This is a genomic window from Rhizobium sp. 22-785-1 (assembly GCF_053521965.1).
Genome location: NZ_JBNWDI010000007.1, coordinates 201,159 through 215,408 on the forward strand (window position 1 = coordinate 201,159; position 14,250 = coordinate 215,408).

General features: G+C 57.2%; 14 protein-coding genes and 1 pseudogene. 7 read left to right on the forward strand and 8 right to left on the reverse strand.

Annotated features, from left to right (window positions below; all coding sequences use genetic code 11):
• Positions 1-2,502 (reverse strand): annotated as a pseudogene (locus tag ACQZ5M_RS15770) (hypothetical protein); the annotation flags it as partial.
• A gap of 473 nt (positions 2,503-2,975) precedes the next feature.
• Between ACQZ5M_RS15770 and ACQZ5M_RS15775 the strand changes: the two are divergent.
• Together ACQZ5M_RS15775 and ACQZ5M_RS15780 are read left to right on the forward strand one after the other, a co-directional pair.
• Entirely contained in the window at positions 2,976-3,344 is a 369-nt protein-coding gene (locus ACQZ5M_RS15775; RefSeq protein ID WP_296038024.1) for an Hpt domain-containing protein, read from the forward strand.
• 143 nt (positions 3,345-3,487) lie between these two features.
• Positions 3,488-3,808: a 2Fe-2S iron-sulfur cluster-binding protein gene (locus ACQZ5M_RS15780; protein ID WP_296016213.1), complete on the forward strand. Its 321-nt coding sequence runs from the start codon at positions 3,488-3,490 to the stop codon at positions 3,806-3,808.
• 488 nt (positions 3,809-4,296) lie between these two features.
• On the opposite strand, the gene ACQZ5M_RS15785 is transcribed toward ACQZ5M_RS15780, so the two are convergent.
• Positions 4,297-4,926 carry a DUF922 domain-containing Zn-dependent protease gene (locus ACQZ5M_RS15785; RefSeq protein WP_296016215.1) on the reverse strand — a complete coding sequence of 210 codons (630 nt, stop codon included), beginning with the start codon at positions 4,924-4,926 and terminating at the stop codon, positions 4,297-4,299.
• A 205-nt stretch (positions 4,927-5,131) separates the two neighbouring features.
• Here ACQZ5M_RS15785 and folP point away from each other — a divergent pair, with 205 nt between their 5' ends.
• Genes folP through folK form a run of 3 tightly spaced genes read left to right on the forward strand, consistent with a single transcriptional unit; the run spans position 5,132 to position 6,871 of the window.
• Entirely contained in the window at positions 5,132-5,995 is an 864-nt protein-coding gene (folP, locus tag ACQZ5M_RS15790) for a dihydropteroate synthase (protein WP_449080231.1), read from the forward strand.
• Positions 5,992-6,357: a dihydroneopterin aldolase gene (gene folB, locus ACQZ5M_RS15795; RefSeq protein WP_296016219.1), complete on the forward strand. Its 366-nt coding sequence runs from the start codon at positions 5,992-5,994 to the stop codon at positions 6,355-6,357. Before folP ends, folB begins: the two co-directional genes overlap by 4 nt.
• The gene (folK, locus tag ACQZ5M_RS15800) at positions 6,350-6,871 is read left to right on the forward strand and encodes a 2-amino-4-hydroxy-6-hydroxymethyldihydropteridine diphosphokinase (RefSeq protein ID WP_296016221.1); all 522 of its coding nucleotides are present in this window, start codon (positions 6,350-6,352) and stop codon (positions 6,869-6,871) included. The genes folB and folK overlap by 8 nt, the downstream gene beginning before the upstream one ends.
• A 128-nt stretch (positions 6,872-6,999) precedes the next feature.
• Here folK and ACQZ5M_RS15805 read toward each other — a convergent pair whose 3' ends face one another.
• From ACQZ5M_RS15805 to ACQZ5M_RS15820, 4 genes are all read right to left on the reverse strand, one after another.
• Positions 7,000-7,557 carry a hypothetical protein gene (locus tag ACQZ5M_RS15805; protein WP_296076553.1) on the reverse strand — a complete coding sequence of 186 codons (558 nt, stop codon included), beginning with the start codon at positions 7,555-7,557 and terminating at the stop codon, positions 7,000-7,002.
• Between the two features lie 128 nt (positions 7,558-7,685).
• Complete coding sequence (locus tag ACQZ5M_RS15810) at positions 7,686-8,762, reverse strand: YcjF family protein (RefSeq protein ID WP_296076556.1); 1,077 nt, start codon at positions 8,760-8,762, stop codon at positions 7,686-7,688.
• Positions 8,759-10,234, reverse strand: a complete 1,476-nt coding sequence (locus ACQZ5M_RS15815; RefSeq protein ID WP_296076559.1) for a YcjX family GTP-binding protein — start codon at positions 10,232-10,234, stop codon at positions 8,759-8,761. Before ACQZ5M_RS15815 ends, ACQZ5M_RS15810 begins: the two co-directional genes overlap by 4 nt.
• Positions 10,235-10,344: 110 nt before the next feature.
• The gene (locus ACQZ5M_RS15820; RefSeq protein WP_296076561.1) at positions 10,345-10,854 is read right to left on the reverse strand and encodes a SixA phosphatase family protein; all 510 of its coding nucleotides are present in this window, start codon (positions 10,852-10,854) and stop codon (positions 10,345-10,347) included.
• Positions 10,855-11,121: 267 nt separating this feature from the next.
• On the opposite strand from ACQZ5M_RS15820, the gene dksA reads away from it, so the two are divergent.
• Positions 11,122-11,541 (forward strand): RNA polymerase-binding protein DksA, encoded by a 420-nt coding sequence (dksA, locus tag ACQZ5M_RS15825; RefSeq protein ID WP_062425454.1) that lies wholly within the window; start codon positions 11,122-11,124, stop codon positions 11,539-11,541.
• Between the two features lie 136 nt (positions 11,542-11,677).
• Here the strand turns inward: dksA and ACQZ5M_RS15830 are convergent, their stop codons facing one another.
• Both ACQZ5M_RS15830 and ACQZ5M_RS15835 read right to left on the reverse strand, forming a co-directional pair.
• Complete coding sequence (locus ACQZ5M_RS15830; protein ID WP_449080232.1) at positions 11,678-12,577, reverse strand: PhnA-like protein; 900 nt, start codon at positions 12,575-12,577, stop codon at positions 11,678-11,680.
• Positions 12,578-12,736: 159 nt separating this feature from the next.
• A complete protein-coding gene (locus ACQZ5M_RS15835) occupies positions 12,737-13,609 on the reverse strand; it encodes an ATP-binding protein (protein WP_296076568.1) in 873 nt (290 codons plus the stop codon).
• A 234-nt stretch (positions 13,610-13,843) separates the two neighbouring features.
• Between ACQZ5M_RS15835 and yajC the strand changes: the two genes are divergently transcribed.
• On the forward strand, positions 13,844-14,200 hold the full coding sequence (gene yajC / locus ACQZ5M_RS15840; RefSeq protein ID WP_296016239.1) for a preprotein translocase subunit YajC: 357 nt from the start codon (positions 13,844-13,846) through the stop codon (positions 14,198-14,200).
• The last annotated feature ends 50 nt before the right edge of the window (positions 14,201-14,250 follow it).

A 14,250-nucleotide genomic window follows, 5' to 3' on the forward strand; every position in this document is an offset into this window, starting at 1 on the left:
GCTATCGAGCGCGTCTGCGATGCGCTCTTCCACACCGGCGACAACATTGCCGAGCGCTGACGTACGGCTGTCCAGTGTCTCGGCCAGACGGCCTTCGACACCACTGACGATATTGGTGAGATTGGAGGTTCTAGTATCGAGCGTTTCTGCGATGCGTTCTTCGGCGCTGGAGAATGCCATGTCGATGGCCATTGTGCGGCTATCGAGCGCGTCTGCGATGCGCTCTTCGACACCCGCGACAACATTGCCGAGCGCCGATGTACGGCTATCGAGCGTGTCCACCAGACGCGTTTCTACGCCGCTTACGATGTCGCCAAGCGCCGAGGTCCGGTGATCGAGCGTTTCCGCGATGCGTTCTTCCGCGGTGGAGAACGCCATATCGATCGCCATGGTGCGGCTATCGAGAGCATCGGTGATCCGCTCTTCCGCACCGGAGACCACGTTTTTGAGCGCGGCGGTGCGGCTGTCCAGCGTGTCTGCGATGCGGTCTTCTACGCCTGAGACTGCGCCTGTGATGGCGGCAGCACGGGTTTCTAGGGTTTCAGCCAGGCGGCGCTCGACATCCGCGACCACGCTGTTGATAGCGGCAGCGCGCTCATCCAAGAGTGCGGCGAGTTGCTCGGCGGATCCAGCGACAGAGCTCGTGATCGCCTCTGAGCGGCTTGCGAGCGCGCTGTCGAAGCGGTTCTGGGTTTCGGTTAGCGCACCGAAAAGCTGTGCGCTGCGCTCGGCAAGAACCGTATCGATCTTTTCATGCGTGTTGACGATGGCGCTTGAGATTTCGTTTGTGCGGGCACTCAGTGCGTCAGTCAGTTCCCGGGTACGCGTCTCGAGCGAGCTTTCCAGCATTTCCTGGCCCGTGCCCAGAGATGTTGCCAGGGCGAGCGACTGGTCGGTGAGGGCGCTATTCAGCCGATCGATATTGGATGTGAGAATGCCGTTGAGCGAATCCGTACCGCCCGCGACCGTCTCGTTGATGCGAGCCAGGCTTTCCATGAGCTTGCTGTCAAGAGTGCCAGCACGCTGATCGAAGGCGCTAGCGAACTCCGCGACATGCTGATCGAAGGCAGTGTTGACGAGACCGACCGTGGTCTGGAGCTTCTCCTCAAACAGGCCCGAACGCAGGTCGAGATCCATGATTGCGTCGTCGGCCGTGCTCTGAAGGCTCTGACGGAAGGACATGCCTTTTTCTTCCAGCGTCGCTGAAAGCTTGTCCAGCACCTTATCCAGTGACCCGTCGATGACCTGCTGGCCGCGGCTTATGTTCTGCGACAGCTCCTGCGACCGTTTGGTGAGCGTCTCGTTCAAGAGCCGCGTCTGCTCGTCCATGGACTTGTTGAGCGTTTCCGTGCCGCTCGATAGCGCTGAGGCGTGCGTCGCAAATTTCTCGATCAGCGCGCGGCCACGTTCATCGAACGTGTTGCTGAGATCGTGCAGGCGATGGTCGAATTCATTGTTGAGCGCAGCGCCTGAGGTGTTCAGCGCGTTCAGAAGATTTTCGGTCTTCGCCGCAATCAGCGTTCCCATGGCTTCGGTAGAAACGCGTGATTTTTCCAGCAGAGCTGCCGAACGTGTGTCGATCATAGAGGCGAAAGCTTCGCCGCTTGTCGCCAGGCGCATCGAAAGCTCTTCTCCGACCAGTGACAACTCTTCCTTGAGCTGTTCCTGCGCTCCGAAAATCGAAGACCGGATGCGCTCTGCATGGCTGATGATCGCGTCGCGTTCGGCCGTCAGTTCGTGAACGAGGCCGCGCACGCGAAGCTCGTTGTCGGCATAGCTGCGTTCCAGCGCGTTCACTTCCGAATGAACGAGGGTTTCCAGCTCCGTTGCGCGCGCAATCGTGCGCTCGATGCCGTCATTCATGGCAGACACTTCACGGCGAACCGCCTGGCCGACTGACATGATGCGCTCGGATGCGATGGTTTCCGGCTCCGCAAGACGAAGTGCCACTTCGGCCATAGAGCGCGCCGCGTTTCGTAGATCCTTGGCGCGCGCCATCATAATGGCGAAAGCGAAGAACAGCATGATCGGAACGACGATGCCGACCATGATCGCCATCAGGCCGGGAATGGCGAAAAGCTGCGCGAGCGAGCCCACGCCCCAGATTTGTCCGCCATAAATGGCATGTGCCAGGCCGATACCGGCAATGGCCCAAAAGATCGAAACGATAGATGCATTGCGCACGGCGCCGGTCATCGAGCCTGCTTCCAGCGACCGCAGTATCATGGCCGGGCTACGCTTGGTGCCGTCATTGGCAGCTTCCAATCCACCAGCGCGGGACTGCTGCTCGCTTGCTGCGCGTGCCGCCGCCTGAGCGGAAGACTGTGCCTGCTGTTCGTTCTTACGCGGTCTGTTATTTTCTGGCACTCTTGCCTCCGCGGGCTTTGGAGTGGACCTTCTACGAGGCTCCGGCTGGTTTTCGTATGCGCCGAGCTGCAAGGCATCTTCAAGTGCCTGATATGCAGTCTCGTCGATCGAATCGCTAAACTTGTTGTTCGCCATGCGGTTACGCCTCGTTACATATACGCCCGGCTCATGTCGTTCATCCGCCCGCCGCCTGCAAACGAATATCCGCCACCATGCCTGCAAGACACCATACCCGAAGATATGCAGTGGCCCGCTCATACTAACCCTGAAAATTGGTCGCCCACTTCTCAGGACAAAAAATACATCAGCTCGCCGAATTCGCCAAACCTAGGACGAGCAAGCGATGTGGAATAACGGTAGTGGCACATTTGCGGCTTTTAAACAATTAACACGGCCAGCACCGCTGGTCCAAGTGCCTGCTTGTTAACAGTTTTTAAACCGGGAAAAGACGCGGAAACGCTGAATAATGAGAAGTTTAACATAAATTAACCATAGCTAAAGATTTTCCCGCTAATGGCGCCCCATTTTCAGCGGAAAGCGACAATAGCCTGCTTTTATGTGAGCCACATCGGAACACTCTCTAACACCACAATCGAAGGAAAACTGGAATGGCTGCGCTCAGCATCGCATTTGAAGCGCCGGACAATCACGGCGGTAACGCGGTCACGGCAAGAAAACCCATCGACTTTGCCCACCTCGCTGGCCAGACAAAGGGGGACAAGGATATCGAGATCGCTGTTCTCCAACTGTTTTCGCGTCAAGCGCGCTCCGTACTGCAGGAACTTGCTGTTGCCGATCAGGCATCGATGCGTGTCATTTCGGGGCGGCTCAAAGGTTCGGCAGATGCCGTAGGGGCCTATAATGTTTCTGCGGCAGCCGAAGCGCTTGAAAACGGGCAATGCGACAGCGCCGTTCTAGCAAGACTTTCGGCTGCGGTCGTAGAAGCCGAAAACTTCATCCTGAAGCTCTGCCGATAACGTCCCCTTTTAGGGGTGAGCGGCGAAGGTTACGCCAATTCGACGGCCGGTTCGGTTTGCAGCCACATTGACGGGTTGCCAATCGTAGCCGGCCTTTCTATGTGTTTAGAAGAATTCTCAAACACCTTCCTGGATCTTTTGAAATGACCAAACTGACAATCGTTGCTTTCGACGGCACGTCCCATGATCTCGACGTCAGCAACGGCTCCACCGTGATGGAGAACGCCGTGCGCAATTCCATTCCCGGCATCGATGCCGAATGCGGCGGTGCCTGTGCCTGCGCTACTTGTCACGTCTATGTAGACGACCAGTGGACGGAACGGGTAGGGCCGCCGGAGCCGATGGAAGAGGATATGCTCGATTTCGCTTTCGACGTCCGTCCCACCTCGCGTCTGTCCTGTCAGATCAAGATGACGGACCAGCTCGATGGTCTGGTTGTCCACGTTCCTGAACGCCAGGGCTAAACGACAGGCAATGAGCGGAAAAGATTGAGCGGCAGTGGGTTTCATCCTCCGCCTGCCGCTCAAGTTGGGCACGTCTTAAGCAGGCGGAGAAAGACACCTGCGGCCTCATACGCACCGGGAGAGCCCATGTGATAGTGATGTCGCGCAATGTATTCTGTGTTTCGTGCGACATCGGCATTTCAAACTGCAAGAGCTGAAGCGCGCGACGAAAGTAATGCAGATCGCTATACGCCCCAACGATTTCCAAGTCGTCGAATGAAAATGTTTGTCAGATGAGATGATCATAGAGTGAGTCTGCCTGGCGCGACCACGACAAAAAATCAACGGTCATTATCCGGCAAAATTTCCCTCGTTATCGAAGGGTCGGAGCAAGTTTGCTGTTCTATGTGGGCCACCCAGAAGTCGCTCGGTCTTGTTAAAAGCACGAGATGCAAGTCTCAAGGTCGAAAGGGCCGCGAGCGGGGCGAACCCCTCTGGCAAGCGGATACTCAGCGATTGGCGGGGCGCTGTTGGATACGGTGTTTGAGCAACCGCGTCATTCTTGCGTCGAAATTCTTTGATTCCACCATGTCGAAACGCAACTGATCCTTGTCGTGCGCGTCCATGACTTTTTGGCTCACCTCCGCGACCATCGCCTGTATTTTCTCGCAATCGGATTGAGGGCGCAGTTCACCTAGCTGTCGGTCAAGATCCCGGGCATAGCCGCGAGCGATTTCCGCGTGCCGTTCCTCATGCCGCTTGATATCGGCTGAGAGTGTATCCCAGATCAGGGCGAGATCGGCATTTGTGCGCCGGCGGTTGGACCAGCGGGGCAGCAGAATTTTCGTGTGCAGCGTGACCTTGACAGTGCCAACGCCGCATTTTCCGTCTTTCTCGACATAGGTCAGTTCGCCACCGAATTTGATTTCGGTTGCGCCGGGATGACGAAAGCCCGTCGATCTGGTGATCGGACCCCGTTGCGACAATTCACGGTCCAGATCTTCCGCAGTCTTTCCACCAATGGTGAAATAGGAATAGGTTTTGGTGCTGACGGCTTCTGCAAGGGCTTGGCCATGCAGAGAGGGCAGCAAAAGAACGCCTGCGAGAAGGGCGCGCCAGGCAGCCGAAAGCTGTTTCATTTTCCTGCCTTCATGTTGAACTTGCGGGAGGATTGCGGCATAGAGCGCAAGGTGGCCGAGGAAGCGCGTAAGTCACGCTTCAATCCCTCATGGACCGTTCCGCGCCCGGACAAAATCGAAACCGGCTCAACGGCCGGTGCGGAGAACGGAGCGGGATCGGTAGTAATGGCAAGGCACTCCATGAGTTCGGAAAGGCGTACGTTACTTGATAACAGCCAGCGGTAATCTATGGCAAGCGGCGCATGGTCGCTCTGTGAAACTTGATGGGCGTGGCCTTATCATGGCAATCGTCAATGCCACTCCGGATTCGTTCTCCGACGGCGGGCGTTTCGTAACGGTAGAGCAGGCGGTTCGTTACGCGCTGAACTGTGTCGAGGACGGCGCTCATATCGTCGATATCGGCGGTGAATCGACCCGACCGGGCGCAGCGAGCGTAAGCGATACCGAGGAGCAGGACCGCGTGCTTCCGGTAATCGAAAGACTCAGTCGGGAGACCGATGCGCTGATCTCAGTCGATACCTACCGCTCGTCCACAGCGCGCCTGGCGGTCGAGGCGGGGGCGCATATCGTGAACGACGTGTTCGGCCTTCAGAAGGACGCTGCGATGGCGGATGTCGTCGCGACCAGCGGCGCAGGTCTCTGTATCATGCATACGGGCAGGGAGCGCGAAAAACTGGAGGATGTGATTGCCGATCAGTTTGCGTTTCTAAACCACTCGCTGGTCATTGCGGATGCCGCAGGAATTATGCGCGATCATATTGTTCTGGATCCCGGCTTTGGATTTGCCAAGGATGTGGGCGAAAACGTCGCTCTCATGTCGCGTTTCGATGAGCTTTTAGCCTTCGGTCTGCCTATTCTGGCCGGAACGTCACGCAAGCGGTTTATCGGGGCGCTGACGGGCCGGGAGGCGGCGGCTGACCGCGATGTGGGAACAGCAGCGACAACCACGCTTCTGCGTCTTGCGGGGGCCGTGATTTTCCGCGTTCATAACGTGTCCATGACGAAGGATGCCTTGGCGGTCGCTGATGCTGTCCTGGAAGATAAAAAACGACAGGAGGCACGCGCTTGAGCCGATACACCATTCTTTTGAAAAACTGTTCGTTCTTCGCCCGCCATGGCCTGCTGGTGCAGGAAGAGGTTTTAGGGCAGCGCTTCTTTGTTGACGCTGAAATGGAAGTGGAAGCCGGAAACGCCCTCGAAACCGACGAGATTGGTAATACCGTCGATTATGGCGTGGCTTTCGCCGTCATCGAGAGCATCGTCGTTGGCCAGCGGCGCTACCTTATCGAAGCCCTGGCAAATGATATTGCGACCGCCCTTCGCCAGCGCTACCCTCAAATTGTTCGCGTCAAGATCACGGTCCGCAAACCGTCTGCACCTGTTCCTGGCATTCTCGATTATGCGCAAGTCTGTGTCGAGCAGCATGCCTGACAGATGGATCTCTGCGGCTCTCGGCCTTGGCGGTAACGTAGGTGATCCGAAAGCGGCGATGGCCACAGCATTAGCTGCGCTGAACGCTCACCACGACTGCCGCTTGGTTTCTGTATCCGAACTCTATCGTACGCCGCCTTGGGGAAAGACCGATCAGGCCGATTTCTTCAATTGCTGCGCTTTGATCGAAACGAGGCTGGCCGCAGAGACTTTGCTCGACCTCTGTCTCGATATCGAGCGGGGAATGAAGCGGGTGCGAGTTGAGCGTTGGGGACCTCGCACGATCGATATCGATGTACTGACCTACGGAGCCGCTCACATCGTAACAGAGCGTGTCGAAATTCCTCATCCCAGAATGATGGAGCGTGCTTTCGTCCTGATGCCGCTTGCCGATATTGCACCGGATATGGAGGTGAACGGCAGGCGAGTCAGCGAGTGGCTGTCGGACGCAGACAAATCCGGCATTGTTCGCGCAAACGAAAAGCGGGAATGGTGGACCATTTCCGCTTGCTAGAGCGCCGTGCGTCTCGCAAGATGCAGATGGACGCTCTTTCTTCTTTAAACTTACGCACCGTGCCTTTCCGAAGATCGATCCCGATTTTGGGGGGGGGCTGATGCTGTAGTAGAAATTTCCGAAGTCCCTTACGGTCTGATAGAACCCACAGCCATTGCGTCAACATTACGAGCCAGTGTCAGGCCGATGACTGGAATCATCTGATCCGCGACCTTGACGGAGATCGTGACATTCATAGACTTGTTGTCATCCATGACGCGCGCGACCATTGCTCCATTGAGCTTTGCGCGATTGATGCCCAGCACGACCTTGTCGCCGCTGACCTGGCCTGACGTTACGTCCAGCCCCTTGCCCTCGGAGCCATCCAGAAACTTGCCTTCGTATGTCGCGCCCTTCTTGGTAATCACGGCGGACATGGGCTGCTTGAAGACGCCGACGCGGCAGGTGCCGCCAAGCTTGATCCCGGTTTCCTTCTCGCCGAGCGGTTCGCCGGTCAAGTCGCAGTTGAACTTGGTGCCCTTATATTTGCCCGCGACGATTTCGCCAGGGCCGGACCATGTGCCAGCGACCGAGCCGAAGAAAACATCTTCACGGGAGGCAGCCTGAACCTCGGATACAGCAAATCCGCCGCTCACGGATATAACGGCGGCAAGCCCGCCCAGAAGCGAAAAGAAGCGCGAAAACATGATACTTTCCCTGGCGAGTAAGCCGCTTTGTGTGGGAGCAATCTATGTCGCGAATGGTTAATGCTTGGTATATTTCGGGCAAATAAGGATAACGAATTGTAACCTTTGGCCCCCGAACCGCCCCGAAATCAGGACTTTTCAGTTCTGTTTGCGCCTGTGAGATCGGGTGTCAGGTCGGACATGAAATCGCTCACGCCTGGTCGCTTAAGCGCCCGGAACGGCAGCGGGCGGCAGAGATCCATCGCGGCAATTCCGATCCGCGCCGTCATCAGGCCGTTGATGACGCCTTCACCGAGGCGCGCCGAGAGACGTGAAGCCAGGCCGTGACCGAGGATCTGCTGGGCAAGGCCATCACCGACAGCAATCGAACCGGTAACCGCCAGGTGAGCCACGACATCGCGCAGCAGCCGGATCATGCCGAGCGTACCGGGCCTTCCACCGTAAAGCTCCGCCATGGAGCGGACGAGCCTGGCTACTTCAAACAGGACATAAGCCAGATCGACGACGGCTCGCGGACTGACCGCAGTCACGACCGAAACACGCTTGGATGAGTTAAGGATCAAGGCTCGGGCCTGTCGGTCAAGCGGCGTGAGAAGCTCGCGTTCGGCAAGTTCGATCAGATGCGGCCCGTCAATCACATCGTTATCGGTCTCCTTCAGCGCGGCTCGGCCCTTCGCGGTTTCCGCCCGGTGCGAAAGAACCGCCGTCAGACGCGATATCACAGACCGCGCGGCAGATGCCTTCTTCTGCAAAGCGGCCTCCTGCGCATCTGCCTTCAGCGACTGTACCGCATTCAAACGCATGATCCCGAAGACCTCGCGTGCCACAAGAACCAGAACCGCGACGACCGCAACGCCAAGCGCAACACTTGCCGTATAACCGAGCCAATCCGAACGCGAAAACAGATCATGGATCAGTTGATCGGCCCATAGGCCGAAGGCAAGCGAAACCAGAACGCCGATGGCACCCAGCGCAAGCTTTCCAAAGGAGATACGGTGACGGCGCGGTTGTGCGACAGGCAGCGCGGCCTGGTCGATATCGTGTGGCGCGAGAAACACGTCGTCTTCGTCCGGCACGATGGAGACGCCTGCATCGAAACTTCGCGGTTGACGCCTGATAGAGGATGCAGAGCTTTCCGGTCGGGTCTCCCCTTCCAGGGTGAAGGCCGAGGGTCTGCGGGACGAGCCGTGATTGTTGTCTGTCATGCGAGTTTATCTCCAAACAGGAACTGCATGGCGCGGTCGAGCCGGATGTGCGGAACTGAAAGCTTGATACCGCCCGATGTCTCTTCCAGTTTCGGCGGGCGAAAGCGAATGACGTTGACGTCAGGCAAGTGCGCAGACGCGCCTTCAGCATCGATGCGACGAAACAGCGGCTCGGGATTTTCCGGCAAATCGCCTGGAAAGATCGCCGTACTGCGATTGCCATCGAAGACCTCGCCATTGATCGTCTCGCCAGCAATGGGTGTGCCGACGATGACCGGTAGCGCCGCGCCGTCCTGACGCACGCTCGCTTCCTTCGTGGCGCGCACCGAAGCAAGCGCCATCACCTCAATACCCGCGCCGCTCATGCCGATGGTCGTCACGGCCCGGTCGACCAGCCGCGCGGTTAAGCTTTCCAGCCGGTCATGGCTTTCGTGATGCAGATGATCCGCCTTGGTTGCGGCAACCAGCACCTTGTCGATCCGCCGACCGACGAGTGACGACAGCAGGCTATTCTTGCCGGGGCGGAAACAGGCAAGGACATCGCCCAACGCCCGTTCCAGATCCTGAACGGCCTCCGGCCCGCGATTGACGGCCTGAAGCGCATCAATGAGCACGATCTGGCGGTCGAGGCGGGCGAAATGCTCCCGAAAGAACGGCTTTACCACAATCGACTTATAGGCTTCGTAGCGGCGTTCCATCATTGCGCGCAACGATCCCTTGGGCGCTTTCTCTTCACCGATACTAGGGAGCGGCGAAAAGGTGAGAGCAGGGGAGCCTTCCAGATCGCCCGGCATAAGGAAACGCCCAGGCGGTAGTGTCGAAAGCGAGCGCTCATCGGATTTGCAGGCCTTGAGATACGCCGCAAAACTTTCCGCCAGGCGCCTTGCAGTCATCTCATCGGCGGGCGCATCGATATCAGTGGAGGAAGCGATCTCCATCCACTCATGCGCAAGTTCGGATCGCACACCAGTTTGCGCCAGCGACACGGTGTTATCGCTGAATGTCTTATAGTCCTGTGACAGGAGCGGCAAATCCAGCAGCCACTCTCCAGGGTAATCGACAATATCGATTGACAGTCGACCGGGGGAGAACCAGCGGCCCCAACCGCTTGCGCTTTGGTAGTCGAGCGTAATCCGCAACTCTGAAATGGCGCGCGTGGAATCTGGCCAGATACGATCGCGCACCAGCGCCTGGATATGATCTTCATATTGGAAGCGAGGAATGGCATCGTCCGGTTGCGGCTCGAGACGCACGTTCGACACCCGGCCAGAGCGAATAGCCTCGAAGAGCGGCAGACGTCCACCATTCAGGAGATTATGAACGAGCGACGAGATGAACACCGTCTTGCCGGCACGCGACAGGCCTGTGACGCCAAGACGCAATGTCGGATTGGTCAACGCGCTTGCCCGGTCAGCGAGATTGTCGAGAGCAATCAAAGCGCTGTCGGTGATGGATGTCAGGGATGGCGGCAATGACTTTTCCTAGAAGCTACGAGTTCTTCAAAAATATATAGGATAGCCCGATGCTCAAAAAAGAAGCGGCTCGGTAAAGTTTTTTCCGCAAGGCCCGGAAGGTTTTCACCTTACGGCATCAGAAAATCGATGAGCCGCCAGGCTTGAACTTCGCTCTTGGTGGGGAGACTGCATTGCAGTACGGCGAGCCCGGCCGTCGGGAATCCATGGGGAATAGACGCCTCCATCACATCCCGACCGAGCAAAGCCTCCGCGACAGCCTCGATCGTCGGATTGTGGCCCACGAGCATGACGGAAGAAGTGCCCTGCTGTTCGAAGGCGTGCCGGAGATATGTACCAGGCTGAGCATTGTACATGTCGTCCAAATAGAAAGCGGCAGGAGCGCCCTCAAATGCCTGCAGCAGAATTTTCGTCGTTTCGCGGCATCTTATCGCGGCGGAGCTGAAAACGACATCCGGCCTATAGCCATTATTCATGGCAGCACTGGCCACGAAAGCGGCCTCGGACTGCCCGGCTTCTGTCAGTCTTCTGTCGAAATCCCGACCGCCTGGATCGGCCCATCCAGCCTGAGCGTGGCGCAGGAGATAAAGCCGAAAAGTTTGCTGTTGCGATGCCGACATGCCGGATCATTCCCTGCAATCAAAAAGAGAGAACCAAACTTTACAGGAGCGGCATGAGAACCCGCAAGATCGGAAAAGTCGGGGCAAGTTTAGATAAAGTGATTGAAGACACAATTTGTGTTTTTACAATAATGTATAAAAAATAATCGTTTAGATCATTTTTGTGACAGATTTAAAAATGCCTAAAAACGATTCTCCAGACTTGAACGGCTACACGGCATTGGAGTATACCCCCGCCATATGAGATGTTCTTCGAGGAGAATCGCGTTGAGTGAGAAGATCGATCTTAGTAACTATGTGCTGTCGGAAAACGACGAGTTCATGAATGCCAATCAGCGGGCCTATTTCAGGGCGAAGCTCATCGGCTGGAAGAATGACATATTGAGAGAAGCGCGCGAGACACTCGGTCATCTCGCAGAGGAAAGCGCCAATCATCCCGATCTGGCAGACCGTGCTTCTTCCGAAACAGACAGAGCCATCGAACTTAGAGCGCGTGACCGACAGCGCAAGTTGATTTCGAAAATCGACGCAGCACTTCAGCGCATCGAAGACGGTACTTACGGTTATTGCGAGGAGACCGGCGAACCGATTGGTATCAAGCGGCTCGACGCCCGCCCTATCGCTACCTTGTCCATCGAAGCACAGGAGCGGCACGAACGCCGTGAAAAGGTCTATCGCGACGAGTAGAAACATCGTCAGACAGCAGTTAGGTAGAAGGCCGGATTGGAAACGATGCGGCCTTTTTTGTTGCGACGGCAATCGGTATCGGAAATGGAAATGCCCGCGGCTGGCGCGGGCACTAAGTGACAGAATTTATCGATCGTTACTCGACGATGACTTCACCGTCGCGGTAAGCGCGACGTGCGCCGGCGCTGCCGCCGAAGATGGCAGCAACTGCGCCGACCAAAAGTGCGCCGAAGGCCACATAAGAGGCCGTTGAAACGGCGGTCGCGGTGGCCTTAGCGGCTTCAGTCGCACGAGCCTTGGCCTGTTCTAATGCCTGACGATACTGGTTCTCATACTCAGTCACCTGCTGGCGAGCCTGGTCCACAGGTATGTTCTGCGCACGGGCAAGCGCCTCGGCCGCGCGATTGCGGGCATCTTCTGCCTGTGCCTGATCGCCGGTGAGAACGGCGCGAATGGCACTGACGGCAGCGTCGCGCAGTGCTTGCGGATCGTTCCCACCGCTCGCCTCGCGGATGCGTTGCTCGATACCAGAAAGCGGGTCAGTGGAGTTTGCGAGCGAAGGTGCGGCGGTCGTCGCGGCTGTTGCAATCGTCGAGCCTGCACCGGAGAAGACGCTCGTGACGCCAGTGAACGCGCCGCCGATCAGTGCGCCGATGGAGGTTGTGAGCAGGTAGAAGACGATCAGTGTCGTGACAGCCCATGTCGTCAGCCCGTGGAGTGCACCAGTGGAGCGTGCTGCGCGACCAGACAGGCGGCTTGCGACGTAAGCGCCGACGAATGAGGAGATGATACCGCTGGCGATAATCCAGATAACGGAGCCGGTGGAGAGCGATGCCGCAGTCGGGGTATCGTTCTGCGCCGGGTCGATGACGCCAGCGCCAATAGCGACACCCAGCAGGTTTAGAAGCAAATGCAATGTCAGTGCAACTGCAACGCCGGCAAAAATGCCACCCCAGGAAATTCGTGTTATGGCGTCTGGCCACACCGCGCCCCGTGCGGTGACTGCGGACGTTGCATAGCTTACCTGATCACTCATTAGTCTCTCCTAATTAATCACGCAAAGGTTGCGCATGCGGAGCAACGGGGACTTAACGGGTTTGTTCCCTGCGCAGGCCCAACCTTTTGCGGATCAGAGGAAGAGGTCTGAAGTTATGGAAATGCATCAGCGTCTTGCAGTTGTGTTCGGCAGTCTTTCCTATCGGTCCAGTGGTTTGCGGAGACGACCGGCCGCATCCTGGATATATTGCCATGCTACGCGTCCCGATCTGCCTCCCCGGGTTGTTGCCCACTCCAGCGCTTCATGATGCAGGACATCACGCGCCAGACCGAGATCGAAATGGTCCGCATATCCGTCGATCATCATGAGATAATCGTCCTGACTGCACTTGTGGAAGCCGAGCCAAAGTCCGAAGCGATCCGACAGCGACACCTTTTCTTCGACCGCCTCCGACGGGTTGATTGCCGTGGACCGCTCGTTCTCCATCATATGGCGTGGAAGAAGGTGGCGACGGTTCGAGGTCGCGTAGAAAAGCACGTTGTCCGGACGGCCTTCAATACCGCCGTCGAGTGCAGCCTTGAGGGACTTATACGCCGTATCGTCGTGATCGAAGGATAGATCGTCGCAAAACACGATGATCCTATGCCGTGCCACTTTCAGAATGTCGAGGAGGGCAGGCAACGTATGAATATCCTCGCGATGCACTTCGACAAGCTTGATCGATACGCCGCTTGCCGCGCGCACGTCTTCGTGAACCGCTTTGACCAGCGATGATTTGCCCATGCCGCGGGCGCCCCAGAGCAGCACGTTGTTTGCGGCAAAACCTTCTGCGAAACGCAATGTGTTTTCATGCAGAATATCGCGTACATGGTCTACGCCGCGGATCAATGTCAGCGCAACTCTATTGGGACGCTTGACAGGCTGAAGCCACGCATTGGCGGGCGCCCAGACGAAGCAATCGGCGCTGTTCCAGTCATTGATCGCCGGGGCAGGGCCTGCAAGCCTCTCTACCGCATCGGCAAGACGGCGAATTTCCAGAAGCAGAAGTGTGCTGCGTTCCTCTGATGTCATAATCGATGCTCCTTGATCGGCTCTCATGGCCATTCCGGGCCTGTCCAATACTCCGAAACCCACTGATTTTGCCCGCCCTAGCATGGCGTTTGGCGGCCCGAAAGCGTATGAGGCGTGGAAACGGTACTTGGGCTCAAGTCTTTCTGTTGCATTCTAGGGGATCGCAACTATATTCCGGCGGCTTGAAAGCTGGCCAGTGGCTTAAGACTGCGCCCGAAATCTGAGGAGTTTTTTATGTTCATTAGCCAAGCCTTTGCTCAGGATGCAGCGGGCGCACCGTCGGCGTTCGGGTCCGGCCTCGAAATGCTTTTCCTTTTCGCCCCCCTGATGGTGGTTTGGTACTTTTTCCTTATCCGTCCCCAGCGCGCACAGATGAAGAAGCGCCAGGAGACACTGACCAACATCCGCCGTGGCGATCAGGTCGTTCTCGGGGGCGGCATTGTCGGCAAGGTTACCAAGGTAATCGACGATAACGAACTCGAAGTCGAAATCGCAGATGGCGTCAAGGTTCGCGCGTCGCGCTCCTACATCGCAGAGGTTCGTGTCAAGGGTGAGCCGGTCAAGACCGAAGCTCCCGCAAACGCGAAGTAACATAAGCAGGCTGCGCATCGTCGCAGCCTGGGTTTTTTAACCCAACCCTG